Genomic DNA, 17970 nt, shown 5'->3' with positions numbered 1-17970 from the left:
TCACAGTCGGTTGCGCATTATCATTCTTGCGCCACCACATATATTTCACCATCGTAAATACCTTGTACGGTAAGCTTTTGGCTAGCTAACGCCTGCAAATAGTCAATATGCGCTTGTTCAATTTTCTGACCAGGTACAATTAAAGGAATACCTGGCGGGTAAGGTGTGATTAATCCCGCAGCAACACGACCAACGCTGCTTTGCCAAGCAATTGCTTCCCGGGGACTAAAAAACGCCTTTGAAGGTAAGTCATCTAAATGGATGGGTGGAATATCCGCCGGTAGCGGGCTTTTACTTTTTCGTTTACTCAGGTTAACCGCGCCGTCATCTAATCGTTTTAATGCATTGTAAAGCCTAACAATTTTTGAGCGCATCCCACCTAACGTAAGCAGCACCAGAATAGTACTGTGCGTGAACTTTTCTATCTCTAAGCCCACTTCATCCATAAGAAATCGATGAATTTCTTGATTTGAATAGTCCAAAGCCGAAACATCAATCAGAATTTTTAACGGATCGTGGCCGATATTGTCGCTTTCAAAATGCGAAAACATACGGGCAAAATCTTGTGGTGACAATATGCGTAAACGCTTGAACTTTGACATTTGTGATTTAAGTTCAGCCACGTTGCTCAGCAATTCATTGAGAATTTTATAGCCTTCCATTTCAAGCTGTTGGCGACAGACATCGAGCGACGCTATAAGTTGATACTTTGGCGACGTACTGGTGTGAATAGCGAACACTTCTTTAAAAAAGTCTTTGTCGAAGTCGGGATCATTAACGTGAATAAACGACGCCTGAGAAAACGCCGACACGACTTTGTGAGCTGAATGTGTAATGTAATCAGCACCTGCCGCAATGGCTGAATAGTCACGTAGCGCTGGATGAAATAACGAATAGGCGAACCAGGCCTCATCGATAAACACTTTAATGCCATGGGCATGGGCCAACTGAACAACTTGCTTCAAGTCGGTCAACAAACCATCATAAGTGCAGCCCGTTAACACGATAAGCTTGGCGTCAGTATTTTCTTCAATCAAGTCTTTGATTTGCGCCATTCGCGGCGGTGAAAAAATACCGTATTCAGGGTTAAATACACTGTCGAGATACACTGGCATAGCACGGGCTTGAATAATGCCGTAATGCACCGATTTATGACAGTTTCTATCGGCTATGACTTTATCTCCTTCGCGCAATAGCGTCTGGAGAATAATTTTATTCGACGTAGAAGAACCGTTGGTCACAAAATAAGAGTGGCGAACCTCAAACGTGTTTGCTACCGCTGCCTGCGCTTTACCTATGGCATGTGTGCCGTCAGACAAAGAGCCTAGCGAGTCAACACTAACGGATAAGTCACTGACAAATACATTACGACCAAAGAAGCGATAAAAGTCACTGATGTAGGGTGAATTTCTAAAACTCGCGCCGCCACTGTGACCGGGTGTATGCCAAGAATCATTCGACTCCACCACATAATCTTTATATTCAGTCCAAAACGGGGTTTCATTTCTGTCGTCAAAATCATTGATGATGTAACCCAAAATTGACTCGGGATCAGAAATGATGTCATTGCGATAGAAAAAAGACTCAATGCCGTTTGCCTGATTGACAATATCTAAGCCTTTAACGGCGTCCCCTAGCACATACACGGGCAGTTCGGGTCTTATTCGCTTAATAGCGTCGATCACTCTGGCATTGTTTTGCACCACAACGCTATCATATTCAAGCTCCGCTCCGCTCTCTTCTAACTCGTGTTCCTTAGCTACGACATCCCAACTAAACACCACGGCTTGAATATCGCCGTCGTCTCTGACTAGCTGTAAAGCCTTAGACACAGAACTGGCTTCGAGCAGGCTAATTTCCACATCACTTCGGTCAAAGTAATTGATTGTGTTACTAATACTAGCGGTAATTTGCTCAAGTAAATCTACAGCATCTTCTATAACGAGAATTTTCAAATGAGGGCGCATCAAACATCCGTGAGTTAGGTTAAGCGCGTGGCGCTGATTAAACAAACATTAAGGCGAATAGCAAACTGGCCTGCTGGCATTGACTAAATTCGCAAAACGTCAGTGTAACGCTGAAAGTTATCATTGTCGTGTATATACTCAACAGCATGTAAAAAAATAGTGATGCTGCTATGACAAGTTACCCTTTATAAAGCCACAAACGACTCCCCCTTCCTCTCTTCCTCTTCCTGACATGAATTATACAAGAAGCGAATACCCTCTATAGAAGACATGACTTCTGCAGTATCATTGTCACTATCCATTTAAAAAATCACTTATATAAACTTGTATGATAGTCTTAGCTCAGGAAGACTCTGTGTTTCGGTTTAGTACAATTGCATGATAGACACCCGCAAGGACACCACAATGGCTTTCGAATGTAAAATAGACAATGACATCGCACTGATAACGTTTGATGACGGCAAAGTAAACGCCGTTGGCTTTACGCTTATAGAGCAACTCAATCATGCCCTTGACGACGCTGAAAAAAATGCCCGTGCGGTTGTTATTCACGGCGGAGAAGGCAAGTTCTGCGGTGGTTTTGATTTATCTGTTATGAAAGCGGATGACAAACAAAAACAACACGAATTGGTGCAAGCCGGAGCCAAACTGATCATTCGCCTTTACAGCTTTCCTCTACCTGTCGTTATGGCAGCCGAAGGCCATAGTATTGCAATGGGGGCGATATTACTGATGGCAGCAGATTTGCGTATTGGTAAGGAGAATGACGCAAAATATGGATTAAATGAAACGGCTATTGGGATGGTACTTCCCCCCTTTGGCATGGAGCTGGCGAAAACGCGATTAGCAAATACCCATCAAACGGAAGCCTTGTTATTTTCCCGGATATTTGATGGCGAAGGTGCCGTTAAAGCAGGCTTTCTGGATGCAGCAGTTTCGCAAGATAAGGTGCTGGCCACAGCAATGCAGTATGCTGAGCAACTCAAGGCCCTGCCCAAACACGCGTTTGCTGCCGCCAAATTACAACTTCGCCAGGACACACTTAAGCGTATGCAGGGCTAATTTTTAATGGGCCCGCTGCGTGACTCAATTTGCTGTTTTAAGTGATTGCGTAAACCTAACTCAAAACTTAGTTCAGCAGCGACAAATAGCGGGCCAATGGCCAATCCCATTATATCGTCTACAAAAGCCGGTTTCTTTCCCTCGTAGTAGTGCCCTATAAACTGTAAGATCCACCCGCCGACAAAGATACCTACAGAAATTCCTAACCATGGACCGACGGTATATTGCGCAACGTATTGTGCCCCAAACACCATCATGGCCGTCACCAGCGCCATTGCCAATCCCAGTTTACTATCAAGTTTTAGATAAAAACTGTTTCCAATCAACCAGACCAACAATGCGGGGCTAAGCACTGTCTCACCTAACACACCAAGCACTACAGTAAATGCAGGCTTACTCAGTAAACAAAAAACAGAAAAAACAATAAGCGGTATGCCTATGTAATGGGTATAGATATTGCGTTGATCTCTATGATATTTCGCGTATACACTTAAATAATGCTCTAGGGTTTTCATCGAATTCTCTGCATAAAGGTATTTGACTGAAATCCGAGTGTAAAACCTCACGCCAAGACAAACTGTCGTCTGAGTGACAATTGATATTTTGTGCCATATGAACTGCCCCAACTGCTAAACCAATACTTTACGAGGCGTATATCACAGAGGCAAAAAAGATAAAATTTAAGTGAATGTCCAGGCTACAAATCGACTCAATTTACTTCCCTGCCCCATCTCGACAATTTGAAAATCGGACGCATTCACGTATCGAACACTGGTTTCGATGGGTCGTAAATGCGCACTTTTAGACACGAGACAAGTGAACCAATTAACGTTATTTTTAAACTGTGTGCTCTCGCTAATCATTCGTTGAATAAAGGCCAATTCTCCTCCTTCACACCACAACTCATTGGCTTGCCCAGAAAAATTAAGATTGGCCTTTGTCGGAGCGAGCGTCGGCTTGTAGCCCGCTCGCTTAGCTTTATTGCGACCGAGATTGGCAGTTTTTCGCTGCGTCCCGAGAACCGCATCTTTAGCTGACTTGTGGAAAGGCGGGTTGCACATTGAGAAAGTAAACACATCATCACTGCGAATAATGCCTTTAAATATACATGTACTTTGTGATTGCCTACGCACACTAAAGTGGTCTTTCAAATGCGTATTACCGAGTGCAATTTCAGTCGCATTCTTTATTGCACCTGCATCCACATCACTTCCAACAAACTGCCATCCATAGCTATTCACACCAATAATAGGATAAATGGCGTTAGCACCCACACCTATATCCAGCCCTTTTACCGGAGAATTTGACGGGTCAATGGACGTAGACTTCAGCAAGTCAGCAATACCGTGAATGTAGTCTGCACGCCCTGGCACCGGAGGGCATAAATAACCATCAGGTAACTGCCAGAAGTCCACTTGATAATAATGCTTGAGTAACGCAGCATTGAGTGTTTTTACTGCGGGTGCATGACTGAAGTCGATGCTTAACTTGCCACTTTTTGCCTTATTAAGAAAAGGCTTAAGGGCAGGATAGGTTTCACACAACGCTTCCATAGGGTAGCCATTTTTGTGAAGATTTCTTGGATGCATCTAATGTTACAAACCTTTGTTTTTCGTTTTTGGACTAGTGCCTGTTGCTCTAGACGTCAAAATTACCGACTGAACGTTTTCGTCGAGCAGTTGAGCCCCCGGCCCCTTTTCTGCCATTTTATCTTCACTATTGTACAGTTGGCAGCGATCTAAAGACAAACACCCACAGCCAATACAGCCTTCGAGCGAGGATTTTAAGCTAGTCAGCGCTGCGATCTTCTGTTCAATATGCTGATTAAAAACTTTACTTAATTCCATCCAATCTTTTGGTGTGGGCGTTCTATTGTCGGGAAGTGAAGACAATAATTGTCTAATTTGCGCCAGTGAATACCCCATATTCTGAGCAATTAAAATAAACGATACTCGGCGGATCACTGAACGGGGAAAGGCGCGATTTCCCCCTGCGGTTCTGACAGACGGTATTAACCCTTCGTTGGCGTAATAGCGAATGAGCGACACTGCGTTACCGGTGCGTTTGGCTATAAAGCCAATATTCACTAAAGGTTCAGGCGTTTGCATAATTATTGAAAAAAAACCTTGATCTAAAGTTAACTTTAGATATTAAGCTGATTTTCGTTGATTATCTACAAGGAAAACACATGAAAACAGCATATTTAGAACACACCAACATCACCGTGACCAACCCTGATGAACTTGCGGCATTGTTGTGTCATCTTTTCGGGTGGAAAATAAGATGGAGCGGCGGCGCGAAGAATAACGGCTATACCGTGCACGTGGGGGATGACAATGCCTATCTGGCTTTGTACAAGCCTCCTACAATTGAATCAATTAAAAGCAATTATCAGACGCTGGCTAACGTCAATCACATTGGGATTGTGGTGGATGATCTTGATGTGCTGGAGCAAAAGGTACTGGCAATGCACTTTACCACTTATAGTCATGGTGATTATGAACCCGGCAGACGGTTTTATTTCACTCCTCAAGATAACATTGAGATAGAAGTGGTCAGCTACAAAACTGCGCCTATGCTCACCTTTCAAAAGTATGTCATAAACACGTTTTCGAAGCTTGCTCTGATACGGTGAAGCGATGAAGTGAGTTGAAAGACAACAATTATTCTTGTGTTTACGCTTCAAGATTAACTTTTCGGATTTAAACCCAGATCAGTTTCACTCGGCGAGTTGTTAAGTGGCTAAGCACTAAAAAAGATTGGTGGAAAAACATTTGGAGATTTAAGAGGTTAACGGAATGAGTTTCACAGTTAAAAGAGATATTGGGTAAAGTGTCAGGCCTTTCGCCCTTTCAAGAGAAAGGCCATGAAACTGTACAATAGTGATAAGCGGAAAACCGCTTGTCAGCTTACTCTGCGGTAGTACGAACGACTACGTTTTCAGCGCTATATTGACGTACGAAATCAGAAATCTTTTGACGGTTACAAATAATGTTTTCACCTTCAAGACCGAATTTCGCAAGTGCAGCATCTTTACCGATAGTTAATGCTTCAAGACATGCTTGAGAAGCGGCGTTCTGGTTTTTAGCAACCAAAGCAACCGTTTTAGCGTTTACCGTTTCTTCATTGTTTTTGTACATAAATGCAAATGTACGAAGTGATTCACCGTTACAACGAACTGATGCACTGAATTCTTCTGCGTTAAAACCGTTATTGCGGATAAAGCGAAGCGACGCACCGTAGCCTTCTGTGGCTGCAGTTAAACACGCTTGAGTTTCAATATTGTTGTCAACCGGCTTTAAACGTACGTCTTTAGCAAAAGACTGAGTAGCGGCAACAGAAAGTGTTAAAGCAATAGCGATAGTAGACAGTTTCATTTTGAATTCCTATTTTGTAACTAAATTAGACACCACCTAAGTGATGTGCACATTATGAACAAATATTTCAGAAAATAAAGCCTTTTCTGTAATTTAATTACAAAAAAGGCAATTTAAACCGTCAGATCACCATAAAACTGAAAGTTATTTACATAAAAAGTGTAATTTTATCTAAAAATTTACAAATAAGACGATTGAGTAACAGAATTCGGCAAGCTATTAAGCGCAACGGAAAGACGTAAATGGATATTTCAACAAAAAGCAGGTGAACTAAATATGCTCAGCCCTTCGACTGGGGTCGAAGGGTATACAGTGAAATTAATACGCGCGCATCGCGCATACTATAAAATGAGATCGTGGATCCAGTTAATAGAGGGTAGTTTTTGTTCGGGCTGGTAGAACAATCGATTTAACCTGCCCAACAGGTTGACTGAACGACTGGGATCGTGGGCTTTAACCCGATGTTCACTTTCTGTCAGTAGAAACTCCCATGGCTGTAAGTTAAGCGCATCGATTTCTGCTTGTTTAACCCCAAGTGATTGCAGTGTAGATAGGATCCGTTCAGTTTTACTCTCCGCTATCGGCATAATGTCACTTGAATAAAAATCGTTTAGCGGGACATTTATCGCTTCCAAGGTATGGTTGATCGCCGCCCATACCGAATCGTGATCAAATTCCCAGTCTCTTGGCGCGTAATACCCTTCAATTTCCCATTCAAACTCTGCGTTGCTCACCGCAATTGAACTTTCGGCTTCAGGAGAGTAAGACAAGTCGGGTTTGGCACCAATATTATAGGCATCCACACTCATTGCTACGCAAATGATCAAATCACCGCATGCCGCCTGATGACTATAAAGCCCCTCAAAAGCCGCTCGCTTAACCCCCATCCAACCGTGCACCTTCGAAGGTTGCTCAACGAAATGGCGCACCTCATTGGGCAAGTCTTCGCCATAGCGATCGATTAGTAAAGGCAAGGGATTTTGATCGGGCGCTTCATCCGGCATCCACACTTCATATTCAAGTCGGTTGTCTGCTTTACCGCGACTTTTCACACCATACGACAAGTTCACTGGGCGACATATGCTTCTGTCTTCATCTACCCGATGAAAATACTCAGAACGCATACGCTTGATAAATGGCGCATCCAGCCCTGCCAGTGCAGCGGTAGGATAGCGATAACCAATTTCACTGTGTTCGACCATATTCAAGGTGGGTATGGCTTTGATTAGTTTTGATTTTAATCCCGCTAAAGTATGTACCGAGGGCACTACAATACTGCGTTCCGGCTCGATGGTAAGTCGAGCGCCGTGCTCATCGATGAATTTAGGCGTTTTATGAAACTCATAGCCACTAAACCCCAATCGAACCACTGCTTCATTGCGATATCCAGAAAGTTCGCTAAACAGTGCGGTGTGGTTACTAATATGTTTGAACAACGGTCTTTGTGACGTCATGACTACCTTATTTCCCTTTTGTCGTAACTTACCTATAGATGAGCTCACACTTGAATTGACATTCAAACGTTTTGTAAAAACTGATGCCAAATTTCAGCACCCACATCGTCGTATTGCTTGACCAATAAACGATATCGCTGCCGCAGTGCGACATCGACAAGAGGTTCTGGCAGCAGTGGATCAAACACTAAGCGATGAAGCGCTCTGTCACCTACTTCATAAGACTCTTTAGTAGCCACATCAAGGGGTAACGCGGTTAATTTTTCCAGGGATATCTCAAGTTCCTGTATTCCTTGTTTATAACCACTTTCTAATGCTGGGGTTTGCCACAATTTACACGCTTTTATATGTGTAACCTCGTCAAAATCAGAGGCGCGAAAGACCAACGCCCGTCTTGCAAGACCAAGGTTGTGCAGCTTTTGACGGATCCCTTCAGCACTCCCTTTTAAATTATCCGGTCTTACATACATATCAGGTGCCAGTTTTTCCATACCCACTAAATCAAGTGCTCGCGCTGTACTTCGCTGTAGGGTTTTGTCGCTTTTAGCTAATGCATTGGTTTGCACCACTAACCAATCTTGTTGCCACTGGGTCAACTGCGCTTCCGCCTCACGCCACTGATTAATCTCAGAGGCAAATTGCTGGCCGCTTTCGCCTAATCGATAATAGCCCCGCTCAACGAGGGCGAGTAAATTGGCTGACTGCAATCGATTGAGGGTAACGCGGATAGTATTTTCTGAAATGCCAAAGAGTTCACCAACCCTTACCGCAGTGGCGGCATTCATTTCAATATTGTCCCGTGAACCAAACAGTTTCATTAACAGTTTGCGCGCCACTGGTTTTGTAAATTTATATTGTTTCAAACTTAGGCCCTGTTGATCGTTGATGCGCTAATTTTGGTCTAGATGGAAGCATTTTAATCGCAAATTTGTCTTGTAGATTTAGTGGACTAGGTTAAAGGGCAGTAACAAAGAGTACTTTATTTGATTGCTTTTACACTACTAATATCGTCATTTACCACCCAAACATTACACAGATTGACCGCAAACACCATTTTATGTAATGTTTGTATTTACACCTTTTATTTCTAGCACAGGTATTAGCACTATGGATACGCTCAGCCGTTTTGAAACTCACATTGTTGAAAATCAACCCTCGATTATGCCTGCTTACAATCTTTGGCAAGATGACAGTATGTTGCGTCACTATGTGCTACAACATTTGCCTGAGTCCAGCGTTTCTTCTCTTGCAGTTCTTTCTGATTATGGACAGCTCGCTGGTTCAACGCTTATGGAGCACGGTGAATTAGCGAATAAAAATAAACCTGTGTTACACGTCTTTGACCGATACGGCAGAAGAAAAGATGAGGTGGCCTTTCATCCCAGTTACCACGCGTTAATGGATAGTGCGATGAAGTACCATATCCACAATTACTCTTGGCTTAACGAACAAACACAAGGCGCTCATGTTGTTCGTTCGGCTCTCATGTATATGCATTATCAGGCGGAGTCTGGAACGTCCTGCCCACTAACTATGACCCACGCAGCCGTTCCTGCCATGCGCTATGGACAAAAATTACCCGCTTATTGGCTTAAAAAATTGATCAACGGGGTTTACGATCCACGAGCACTTCCTGCCAAATCGAAAAATGGCCTGACCATTGGAATGGGCATGACGGAAAAACAAGGCGGATCAGACGTGCGCAGAAATACCACTGTAGCCACTTTGCAAAGTGATGGTAGTTACCGATTGGTGGGACACAAATTTTTCTTTTCTGCCCCAATGTGTGATGCCCATTTGGTACTGGCACAGGCGAAAGGGGGACTTAGCTGCTTCTTAGTACCGCGTATTCTTGATAACGGAGCACTTAATAACGTCCGTATTCAACGACTAAAAGATAAGTTAGGTGATTGGAGTAACGCCTCTTCAGAGGTCGAGTTTCAGGAAGCTGAAGCCTACTTACTTGGCGAAGAAGGCCGCGGTGTACCAGTGATTATTGATATGGTTTCCCTCACTCGATTGGACTGTATGATTGGTTCTTCAGCACTTATGCGTCAGGCCTTAGTTCAGGCAGTGCACCATGTTAGTCACAGGGACGCATTTGGAAGCACGTTAATAAACCAGCCGCTAATGAAGAATGTGTTGGCAGATCTCACTATTGAATGCGCCGCTGCCACTGCCTTAACCATGCGAGTTGCGAAAGCCGTTGATGACGCCCCGCGCGACAAACAGGAAGCCGGCTTTGCCCGTATCGCCACTGCCATTGGTAAATATTGGGTGTGTAAACGCTCGGTGGCTTTCGTCAATGAAGCGCAGGAGTGTCTGGGAGGCATAGGCTATGTAGAAGAAAACCCAATGCCCCGCTACTATCGCCAGGCGCCCCTTAATTCTATTTGGGAAGGCAGTGGCAATGTGCAATGCCTTGATGTATTGCGTGCCCTTGCCAAAGATCCTAATGCTAAAGATGCCCTGTTTGCAGAACTTGAGCGTCAAAAAGGTAAGCACAAATGCTACGACCAGCATCTGGCAACACTACTCGATGCGTTTTCCAATACCGAAGATATGGAAATTCGCAGCCGATACATTACCGAGCAAACTGCGCTTGGTCTGCAAGGTGCCGTGTTACTGGAAAGTGGGCAAGGTGCCATTGCCGATACATTTTGTACGACCCGCTTAGGCCGTAAGCAGGGCCTCTCATTTGGCACTCTTCCCAGTAATACGCCGTTTGCTGACATTCTCACTTTCTCAGCATTGCACGGTAGCTAGGCTGAGCGCGACGATCACAAAGTAAACCGTGTAAAAACGAGTGTTGGCGCAAAGGGTTAAAAAGGATTGTTGGTATACCCTTGCTGCGCCAACTTGGCATATGCTGTCATTGCAGACAATTCCATTATGACACCATCAATTAACATATCATGGTCAATACCATGTGCTGCAGCAGATTGCCCGCATACAATGACCTTAACACCTTCTTGCATCAGCGCTTTGAGTAATTCCTGATTGTGGTTTGATACGCCATTTTTAGCTTCGTATGCTTTGTTGTTAAGCAAATCAATTGTGGCTGAGCCATGGACCACTAGTGCCAATGACACATTCTCTTTTTTAACGCCATTGGCAACATGCATATTAATAAAGCGAGCCAGCGAATCAAATTTTCGATTGGTATGTCCCGGTTGCGCAGCGTTGGTTGCATCGAAAGCAATGTGAAAAACCTCAGAGCCCGTAAAGTTTACGCCGTCAACGCTGACATGCTTGCCAAATTTATCAAACACAGGGCCATAGTGAAAAGCAGGGTTTTCGTTCGCTAAAGCTGAGTACGCCGTTAACGTGATTAAACAAAATATGAGATGTTTCATGTCGCCTCCACAGGGCTAAACTGAGCTGTTCACTGTTTAACACCAACTAAATAAAAGCTTATTTAAATCATGTGCGTAGCAAGGTTGAAGTAGGTATTTAGCGGTTAACTACCACGTAAAACGATCCTTTTTAATACCCTAATACGTTAGACAAGGTAATATAACCTTATTTGCATTTAGGGAGAAAGTGGTTATGCACGGACATTCTGCACTGCGCTATAGCTTAGCATGGCCAAAATACTACTTGATGACACTACTCGTTATAGTTTTGTCTGGTTGTGCAAACAATAAACCTGACGTGAAAGTTGATAAAACGCAGAACTTTGCTGCCATTCAAACTTTTTATATTCAAGCGCCACTGAACCCAGTAAACAGTGTGTTGCAACAGCATTTAGAAACTGCGATTAGTCAACAGCTGACTGCTAAAGGTCTGATTGCCAGTTCACCACAAGAAGCTGACGTAAGCGTAGGGTATTTCCCTTCCAACACGACCAAAGAAGACGGTAGCTCATTCAGTCTGGGTTTGGGTACAGGAAGCTACGGGCGTTCTGGAGGGGTTTCTATAGGCAGCATATTTAACATACCTGTTGGCGAGCAGGTCTCAGTGCATCAACATCTGCAAATTGATATCGTAAAAGACGGCCGCTTTATCTATAGTGCCACAGGGAGTATTAAACTCGAGTCAAAAGACAGTATCAGTATTCAGGCAAAGCTCGATGAACTCGTCGATAAACTTCTTGAAGACTATCCCACCAGATAGCGGACTTGACCCACAGCGCCCGACGTTTACTTCCCCCCATAGGCGCTTTGGTGTATTACATGCTATTTGGTTTGATAAGTAGTCGTTTGCAAGGAGTGATTAGCTAAACTTTGCCCGATAACACAAAATTTAAGGAACTCAGTATAAAATAACGCTATGCTTGCCAACATGATCCAACATGACACCACTCAGTAATATAGTGTAATGACTGCACCGCAGCAGCTTTCTATTCATCAAAATTTGACTATTCGTTTATTACGCGTGTTACGGTACAACAAAGCGAGGATTGAACGTGCGCTGGAATTACTGCCTCAGCAGCATCAACCGCTGTTTCACGTAATCCCGTTTTTGGTTCATGTTAACTGCGAATCGCTCCCCGGATACATCGCCTCAGCCGAAAGCGGTGAATCCGTGCCCTTTGGTATCAATAATTATTCATTCAGACCGGACATCGAGCGGGCACTGTTGCGCTGCTTCCCTCAACAACGCGATTTATTTGCTGATATAAAAGCTATTTGGCCTCGCCAACGGGCGATTGACTCGTTATTACTAATGGGCAGTGTTGGGACGATTGCCCAAACTGACGACTCCGATTTTGATTATTGGGTATGCATAGATGGCAAACAGTTTACTGAGCAAGCCCTTGAGTTATTACAACAAAAGCTGACCGCAATAGAAGTGTGGGCAAACCAGGAATTTGGCATTGAAGTTCACTTTTTCTTGTCGGATATCGAAAAGGTAAGACAAAACGACTTTGGCGTAGCGGAAGGTGAAAGTGCAGGTTCAGCCCAAGCTCTGTTTTTAAAGGCAGAGTTTTACCACACTAATATCGTGGTGGCTGGCAAAGCTCCTTTTTGGTGGTTAACACCTGAGAAAACTAACGAAAAACAATACCATGCCTTATATAACAGTTTAGAAAAAGGCGGCTCTCCGGATCTCGATTGGTTTATGGACTTAGGCAACCTTGAACGCCTTGACGCCAGCGAATTATTCGGTGCAGCCATTTGGCAGCTAGGCAAAGCCATGGACTCCTCGTTCAAGTCTGTCTTAAAAATGGCCAAAGTAGAAGTGTATCTCGCTAACATCACCCAAGGTCATCCCTTGTGTAATGTCCTTAAAAAACAGGTTCACCGCGGGGCTGAAGCGCCGGGACAAGTCGCAGATATCGACCCCTATGCCCATATGTTTGATGAGCTCATCGCGCACTATCAAACCCATGGCCAGCCTGAAGATATTCACATCCTTCGCCAATGTCTTTATTTTAAATGTGCCTGTAAGCTCAGCCAGCCATTGGTTGAAGGCGAAAAAGCCAATTTTAAACGGCAAATTATCGCATCATACGCCCGTCGTTGGGGCTGGAATAGAAAGCTTTTACATCACCTCGACAACCAACAAGAATGGACCTTTAACGAACGGGTACAACTCAGCGCCCGCATTCACCGTTTTTTACTAAAATGCTACCGTCGAATCTCTAAACAAATTACCCATCACCAGCAGGTGATGGATGAAAAAGACATGACGGTGTTAGGTAGAAGGCTAAGTACTTTCTACGGCAAGCGAGATCATAAAGTTGAGTTTCTACGACGCGCCTCTGACGACAGCCTGTATTGTGAAAAAGTGACTATCGCCATGAAACAGTTAAAAAATGGCGATGAAGTATGGAGCGCATATGCTGGCGATTTACTGAGTAAATCAGGCATTATTGAAGAATCCGAGAAAATTACCCAAGCCACAAGTGCGCTTGAATTAATGGTCTGGTGTGTATCCAGTAAAATTATCGATACCCATAGTCGCGTTTATCTGGATTATAATTACGGCGAAATCAGCGAAGCTGATCTCAATGATTTACTGACCCATTTGTGTACCTATTTTCCCGCGGTTAAGGTCTCTTCACTGCCCCGCGAAGATTTACTTGCCCCAGAACGGATAACCACCTGCCTTGCAGTGGTCAACTTTCCCACGTTAAGGCAAAAACCAACTGTCGAAGACGTATCCGTGTTATATAAAACATCATGGGGAGAAACCTTTCTACGCCATGGCAAAGATGTGCTAGATACCCTGTGGTACGAATTACAAGAGATGACACCTACTCCCAAGTGCTACGTTTTTGTTCCCAAGGGAAATCAACAAAGCCGGATATTACAAGCGTTCACCGAGTCTACCGAATTGCAGTTTGACGCTTTACCTTAGCGCATTAAATTCAAATAGTTACGCAACAACATTTAACGTCGTAGCACAGGTAAACCATTCCCCCGACTCGCTTTGTACACAAATCCCCCAATAAAGTCTTGCATTTCAAAATTACAAGTGTAATCTAAACCAAAGGACTACAACTGTAATCATTAAAAATGGCTAATAACAAACCAAAACCAGATATTTCCAACGCAGAGTTCGACGTGCTAGATGCCCTATGGGAGGGCAGCCCAGCCACCTCAAATGAAGTGATAAACCGATTGAATAAACGCAGAGATTGGCATGAAAAAACAGTCAAAACGTTATTGGGAAGATTGGTGAAAAAAGATGTCGTTGGGTTTGAGAAGGCGCAACGTCAGTATTTGTATTACCCACTAATTGCCCGTGAAGACTATAACAAAAAAGAAGCTTCCAGTTTTGTCAGTCGCTTGTTCAAAGGAAAAGTTGCCCCACTAGTCGCTGGCTTTGCCAATGATAATAGCCTTTCTCAACAGGACATTGACGAGCTAAAAGCACTTATCCAAGCATGGGAAAAAGACAATGATTGAATGGCTTGCTGCTCAACAAGGGATACTGAGTATCGCGTTAGTATTATTGATAATTGCAGAGCATTTTTTCACCGCAAAATTAGGGGAAATGTTTACCTACAAATTATGGACAATAGTGCCAGCATTGCTCCTTATTAATAACCTCCCTTTTGAATGGGATGTTATCGCGTCTTATCAAATAAGCCGTTTTGCTGTGGGTGTAAACCCTGATATGACCGGCAACAGCCTCAATGTGCTGTTTAGCGGATGGCTAATAGGTGTCAGCATCATCACGGCATATATCTGTTTATATCATGTCACGACCTATTTTTCAGTCAGCCGACGACCCGCCATACATACTAATGCCTATTATTCCAGCAAGGTAAAAAGCCCTGTGTTATTTGGCTTTTTCATCCCGATTGTCCTAATCCCCTACGGGTTTAAAAGCCTATTTTCGCTACCGCAGCAGGCATTAATAATCGAGCACGAAAATGTCCATCGCCGTCACCGCGATCATTGGTGGAACACCATCGCGCTAAGTGTTGCAGTATTATTCTGGTTTAACCCTTTAGTGTGGGTGGCATTGAAGTCATTTCGCATCAATCAAGAGCTAGCCTGCGACAACAAGGTTCTGAAAAACAAAAGTAAAGCAGAAAAACTTAACTACGCAAAAGCACTGGTTTTATGTGCGGAGCATAGTTCCTCTACCCTACCTCTCTACCCTACATTTGGAGAAAAAAACACTATGATAAAACGACTCAACGCGATTAATGCGCCAGCTTCGCACAGTAAATTGCTTGGCGCTGTAACCCTGTGTATTGTGGCTCTTATGACAACCAACACGGTGTTAGCCAAAGTACCGTCTTCGCAAGTTCAAAGCGAAGAAACGAAAATCAATGCCGCGCCGCCGGTTAAGCGAGTATCGCCTCACTATCCTCAGACGGCCATTAGCAACAATACTGAAGGGTTTGTGGTGCTTTCCTTTGACATTACGGAAACCGGCACGACTGACAATATTAGCGTGGTAAATTCCTCACCAAAGGGGATTTTTGATGAAAGTGCCATTATTGCGCTAGAGCAGTGGCAATATAAGCCTCGTATTCAAGGTGGAAAAGCGTTAAGGCAATCTGGATTACTTGTACAGTTAGACTACAAGCTCGACCCTAATAGCCTACAAACTAAACGTTAAAATTGGGAGTCATCCCTTTGACCTATGCCGGTGAGTATTTATCTCACCGGCACTATGCTAAGAGCCTATTGACCTTTTCAGTTCATTTTTACAAAGGTCGTCATGGAAGGTATTTGCTAAAATACGCAACCGTTATCGTTTTGGCTTGTTAATTTTGCCCCACACAGAATTATTGCTTTCGCCGTGAGTGTGAGTCGTACTTTCATCACGTTTTGAACGGTTGCGACTGTCCTGAGTATTGCTGAATTTGTCAGGCTTTGTTTTTGTCCCTGGGTGCTTGGTACCCTTAGATGCTTTTTGAGATGACGCATTTATTGTTGACGCAGTCGTAGATGTACGGGTAAATGGTTTTTTCGACGACCTCGTTGACTCGGGACGGTATTTAATCACCATTCCTTGCAGTAAATTTCTCACTACCTGATCGCCTGCTGGTTTGAAATTGCGATGATCAGGTTTCCTAAAGAATGCAGAAAACTCCCCCCGACTCATTCTGAAGTCGGCCAGCTGTAATATGCGCAACATATCGTCGTCTTTGTAACTCATAGCTATACGAATTTTTCTTAAAATTTCGTTGTTGCTCAAGCGCGCTTTAGCGTCTAACACTGTAGGAGGGTTGCCCTCTTGTCGCCCCCGATTTTTAATAATGAGGCCATCTAAAAACAAGGCAATAATTTTGTCACGGCATGGTAGAAACCCCGCTTCATCTTCTCTTTTCATGATAGCGTGAAGGTAATCAAGGTCCATGTCATAGTCGACTAGCTTAAAAATACTAATCGTAGCCGTGTCATTTATCGCAAGGGCGAAGCGAAGGCGACGTAAAACATCGTTGTGGATCATCAAGAGCCTATAAATAAAATTCACTGAGTCAGTTTTGGCATTTTACATCATATGCATGACAACTGATATGCGTGTACCTCAATACTGCAGTGTTTTCATCCCTGAGTCGATAACGGTTTCACCTTAAATGTTGTTCAAAAAATGAGAGTGTACGTTGCCAAGCTAATTCGGCGTCGTTGGGGCTATAACGGCTGGTAGAATCATTGTGAAACCCGTGCTGTGCGTTGTCATAGGTATAAGCTTGATACGTCGCGCCATTGCGCTTTAATACCTCCTCATAACCTGGCCAGGTAGCATTAACTCGCTTGTCGTGTTGCGCAAAGTGTAAAAGTAACGGTCCTTTCACTTTTTCTTGGCGTTCTACTGGCGCAGGGGTGCCATAAAAAGGTACCGCGGCGTCAATCTCTTGGGGTAAAGTGGCTGCGAGCAAATTACTAATATAACCACCAAAACAAAACCCCACCACGCCAAGTTTGTTGGACGTTTTGTCATGTGACTTTAACCATTTGGCTGCTGCAATAAAGTCTTGCTCTATTTTTTCCCGCGCTAAACTGCGCTGCATCGCTCTGCCATCATCATCATTACCTGGGTACCCACCAAGCGGAAATAACGCATCGGGAGCAAACGCAATGTACCCTTTAGTAGCCAATCGACGGGCGACATCTTTTATATATGGGTTCAGCCCTCTGTTTTCGTGCACCACCAAGACAGCCGGGGCAACCTCGCCTTCTTTAAGTCCATTAGGCACCACCAAATAGCCTTGTCCCTCTTCGTGGCCGTGGGGAGAAGGAAATGTGTGATACGTGGCTTTTATGGTGGGATCATTAAAAGACACTTGCTCGGCATTTGCATAATTTGGCATTAGCGCACTACTGATAACCCCTGCAGACAAGCCTACTATCGACAACGAGGCAAGTCGGGTGATAAAAGTACGGCGGTCGATATCACCATGAGCATATTCGTCATACCAATCAAACGCTTGTTGTGGAATAGCAGAAGTGGCTACAGACGGCCTGTTGAGCTTGTCACTTTTCGGCTTATTACAATTCTGCTTAATGGTATTGGTCTTGGTAGATGAGTGCATGTTGGATCTCCTTAACGTGAAGTTAGCCGCTAGTAGCCACCCTAATTATTATCCTACCCACAGTATGAATTATTGTCTGTTTAAAATAAGCCAATAAGGTAAAACGCCTAAATAATGCGCTAAGGATATCTCTTTTTGTCTTATCAGTAGGGATAAAAGCCCTT

General features: G+C 43.9%; 16 protein-coding genes and 1 pseudogene. 7 read left to right on the top strand and 10 right to left on the bottom strand.

Features of this window, described 5'->3' with window-relative positions; translation table 11 throughout:
* Nucleotides 1-20: 20 nt before the first annotated feature.
* Entirely contained in the window at nucleotides 21-1967 is a 1947-nt protein-coding gene (locus ACMCM8_RS03830; protein ID WP_412725637.1) for an aminotransferase class V-fold PLP-dependent enzyme, read from the bottom strand.
* 405 nt (nucleotides 1968-2372) lie between these two features.
* On the opposite strand from ACMCM8_RS03830, the gene ACMCM8_RS03825 reads away from it, so the two are divergent.
* On the top strand, nucleotides 2373-3029 hold the full coding sequence (locus ACMCM8_RS03825; RefSeq protein WP_412725635.1) for a crotonase/enoyl-CoA hydratase family protein: 657 nt from the start codon (nucleotides 2373-2375) through the stop codon (nucleotides 3027-3029).
* Here the strand turns inward: ACMCM8_RS03825 and ACMCM8_RS03820 are convergent.
* From ACMCM8_RS03820 to soxR, 3 genes are all read right to left on the bottom strand, one after another.
* Nucleotides 3026-3544, bottom strand: a complete 519-nt coding sequence (locus ACMCM8_RS03820) for a DUF962 domain-containing protein (RefSeq protein ID WP_412725633.1) — start codon at nucleotides 3542-3544, stop codon at nucleotides 3026-3028. The two genes, ACMCM8_RS03825 and ACMCM8_RS03820, sit on opposite strands and share 4 nt — an antisense overlap.
* A 165-nt stretch (nucleotides 3545-3709) precedes the next feature.
* The gene (rlmF, locus tag ACMCM8_RS03815) at nucleotides 3710-4618 is read right to left on the bottom strand and encodes a 23S rRNA (adenine(1618)-N(6))-methyltransferase RlmF (protein WP_412725631.1); all 909 of its coding nucleotides are present in this window, start codon (nucleotides 4616-4618) and stop codon (nucleotides 3710-3712) included.
* A 6-nt stretch (nucleotides 4619-4624) separates the two neighbouring features.
* On the bottom strand, nucleotides 4625-5137 hold the full coding sequence (soxR, locus tag ACMCM8_RS03810) for a redox-sensitive transcriptional activator SoxR (protein ID WP_412725629.1): 513 nt from the start codon (nucleotides 5135-5137) through the stop codon (nucleotides 4625-4627).
* Nucleotides 5138-5217: 80 nt separating this feature from the next.
* Between soxR and ACMCM8_RS03805 the strand changes: the two are divergent.
* Nucleotides 5218-5592, top strand: a pseudogene (locus tag ACMCM8_RS03805) (VOC family protein); the annotation flags it as partial.
* A gap of 346 nt (nucleotides 5593-5938) precedes the next feature.
* Here the strand turns inward: ACMCM8_RS03805 and ACMCM8_RS03800 are convergent.
* The 3 genes from ACMCM8_RS03800 to ACMCM8_RS03790 form a co-directional block, all read right to left on the bottom strand.
* Nucleotides 5939-6406, bottom strand: a complete 468-nt coding sequence (locus ACMCM8_RS03800; RefSeq protein ID WP_412725627.1) for a DUF3718 domain-containing protein — start codon at nucleotides 6404-6406, stop codon at nucleotides 5939-5941.
* Between the two features lie 341 nt (nucleotides 6407-6747).
* Nucleotides 6748-7860, bottom strand: a complete 1113-nt coding sequence (locus tag ACMCM8_RS03795; protein WP_412725625.1) for a hypothetical protein — start codon at nucleotides 7858-7860, stop codon at nucleotides 6748-6750.
* Nucleotides 7861-7922: 62 nt separating this feature from the next.
* Nucleotides 7923-8723 carry a PaaX family transcriptional regulator gene (locus tag ACMCM8_RS03790; protein ID WP_412725623.1) on the bottom strand — a complete coding sequence of 267 codons (801 nt, stop codon included), beginning with the start codon at nucleotides 8721-8723 and terminating at the stop codon, nucleotides 7923-7925.
* 244 nt (nucleotides 8724-8967) lie between these two features.
* Between ACMCM8_RS03790 and ACMCM8_RS03785 the strand changes: the two genes are divergently transcribed.
* Nucleotides 8968-10626 carry an isovaleryl-CoA dehydrogenase gene (locus ACMCM8_RS03785; RefSeq protein WP_412725621.1) on the top strand — a complete coding sequence of 553 codons (1659 nt, stop codon included), beginning with the start codon at nucleotides 8968-8970 and terminating at the stop codon, nucleotides 10624-10626.
* 56 nt (nucleotides 10627-10682) lie between these two features.
* On the opposite strand, the gene ACMCM8_RS03780 is transcribed toward ACMCM8_RS03785, so the two are convergent.
* Nucleotides 10683-11216 (bottom strand): DsrE family protein, encoded by a 534-nt coding sequence (locus ACMCM8_RS03780; protein ID WP_412725619.1) that lies wholly within the window; start codon nucleotides 11214-11216, stop codon nucleotides 10683-10685.
* A 193-nt stretch (nucleotides 11217-11409) separates the two neighbouring features.
* Here ACMCM8_RS03780 and ACMCM8_RS03775 point away from each other — a divergent pair, with 193 nt between their 5' ends.
* From ACMCM8_RS03775 to ACMCM8_RS03760, 4 genes are all read left to right on the top strand, one after another.
* On the top strand, nucleotides 11410-11976 hold the full coding sequence (locus ACMCM8_RS03775; protein WP_412725617.1) for a DUF4136 domain-containing protein: 567 nt from the start codon (nucleotides 11410-11412) through the stop codon (nucleotides 11974-11976).
* A 204-nt stretch (nucleotides 11977-12180) separates the two neighbouring features.
* Nucleotides 12181-14166: a class I adenylate cyclase gene (locus ACMCM8_RS03770; RefSeq protein WP_412725615.1), complete on the top strand. Its 1986-nt coding sequence runs from the start codon at nucleotides 12181-12183 to the stop codon at nucleotides 14164-14166.
* A gap of 158 nt (nucleotides 14167-14324) precedes the next feature.
* Nucleotides 14325-14717, top strand: a complete 393-nt coding sequence (locus ACMCM8_RS03765; protein ID WP_412725613.1) for a BlaI/MecI/CopY family transcriptional regulator — start codon at nucleotides 14325-14327, stop codon at nucleotides 14715-14717.
* Nucleotides 14710-15885 (top strand): TonB family protein, encoded by a 1176-nt coding sequence (locus ACMCM8_RS03760; RefSeq protein WP_412725611.1) that lies wholly within the window; start codon nucleotides 14710-14712, stop codon nucleotides 15883-15885. Before ACMCM8_RS03765 ends, ACMCM8_RS03760 begins: the two co-directional genes overlap by 8 nt.
* Before the next feature lie 132 nt (nucleotides 15886-16017).
* Here the strand turns inward: ACMCM8_RS03760 and ACMCM8_RS03755 are convergent, their stop codons facing one another.
* Together ACMCM8_RS03755 and ACMCM8_RS03750 are read right to left on the bottom strand one after the other, a co-directional pair.
* Nucleotides 16018-16722 carry a DUF1456 family protein gene (locus tag ACMCM8_RS03755; protein ID WP_412725609.1) on the bottom strand — a complete coding sequence of 235 codons (705 nt, stop codon included), beginning with the start codon at nucleotides 16720-16722 and terminating at the stop codon, nucleotides 16018-16020.
* A 118-nt stretch (nucleotides 16723-16840) separates the two neighbouring features.
* Nucleotides 16841-17806: a dienelactone hydrolase family protein gene (locus ACMCM8_RS03750; protein WP_412725607.1), complete on the bottom strand. Its 966-nt coding sequence runs from the start codon at nucleotides 17804-17806 to the stop codon at nucleotides 16841-16843.
* Between the last annotated feature and the right edge of the window lie 164 nt (nucleotides 17807-17970).

The sequence above is a fragment of the Alteromonas sp. D210916BOD_24 genome (genome assembly GCF_047159385.1).
GTDB lineage: Bacteria > Pseudomonadota > Gammaproteobacteria > Enterobacterales > Alteromonadaceae > Alteromonas.
This window is presented reverse-complemented; position numbering and strand designations above follow the sequence as displayed.

Bases quoted from the DNA above. Each gene is read 5' to 3' on its own strand.
- ACMCM8_RS03830 (WP_412725637.1), bottom strand. From the start codon at position 1,967: ATGCGCCCTCATTTGAAAATTCTCGTTATAGAAGATGCTGTAGATTTA.
- ACMCM8_RS03825 (WP_412725635.1), top strand. From the start codon at position 2,373: ATGGCTTTCGAATGTAAAATAGACAATGACATCGCACTGATAACGTTT.
- ACMCM8_RS03820 (WP_412725633.1), bottom strand. From the start codon at position 3,544: ATGAAAACCCTAGAGCATTATTTAAGTGTATACGCGAAATATCATAGA.
- rlmF (WP_412725631.1), bottom strand. From the start codon at position 4,618: ATGCATCCAAGAAATCTTCACAAAAATGGCTACCCTATGGAAGCGTTG.
- soxR (WP_412725629.1), bottom strand. From the start codon at position 5,137: ATGCAAACGCCTGAACCTTTAGTGAATATTGGCTTTATAGCCAAACGC.
- ACMCM8_RS03800 (WP_412725627.1), bottom strand. From the start codon at position 6,406: ATGAAACTGTCTACTATCGCTATTGCTTTAACACTTTCTGTTGCCGCT.
- ACMCM8_RS03795 (WP_412725625.1), bottom strand. From the start codon at position 7,860: ATGACGTCACAAAGACCGTTGTTCAAACATATTAGTAACCACACCGCA.
- ACMCM8_RS03785 (WP_412725621.1), top strand. From the start codon at position 8,968: ATGGATACGCTCAGCCGTTTTGAAACTCACATTGTTGAAAATCAACCC.
- ACMCM8_RS03780 (WP_412725619.1), bottom strand. From the start codon at position 11,216: ATGAAACATCTCATATTTTGTTTAATCACGTTAACGGCGTACTCAGCT.
- ACMCM8_RS03775 (WP_412725617.1), top strand. From the start codon at position 11,410: ATGCACGGACATTCTGCACTGCGCTATAGCTTAGCATGGCCAAAATAC.
- ACMCM8_RS03770 (WP_412725615.1), top strand. From the start codon at position 12,181: ATGACTGCACCGCAGCAGCTTTCTATTCATCAAAATTTGACTATTCGT.
- ACMCM8_RS03765 (WP_412725613.1), top strand. From the start codon at position 14,325: ATGGCTAATAACAAACCAAAACCAGATATTTCCAACGCAGAGTTCGAC.
- ACMCM8_RS03760 (WP_412725611.1), top strand. From the start codon at position 14,710: ATGATTGAATGGCTTGCTGCTCAACAAGGGATACTGAGTATCGCGTTA.
- ACMCM8_RS03755 (WP_412725609.1), bottom strand. From the start codon at position 16,722: ATGATCCACAACGATGTTTTACGTCGCCTTCGCTTCGCCCTTGCGATA.
- ACMCM8_RS03750 (WP_412725607.1), bottom strand. From the start codon at position 17,806: ATGCACTCATCTACCAAGACCAATACCATTAAGCAGAATTGTAATAAG.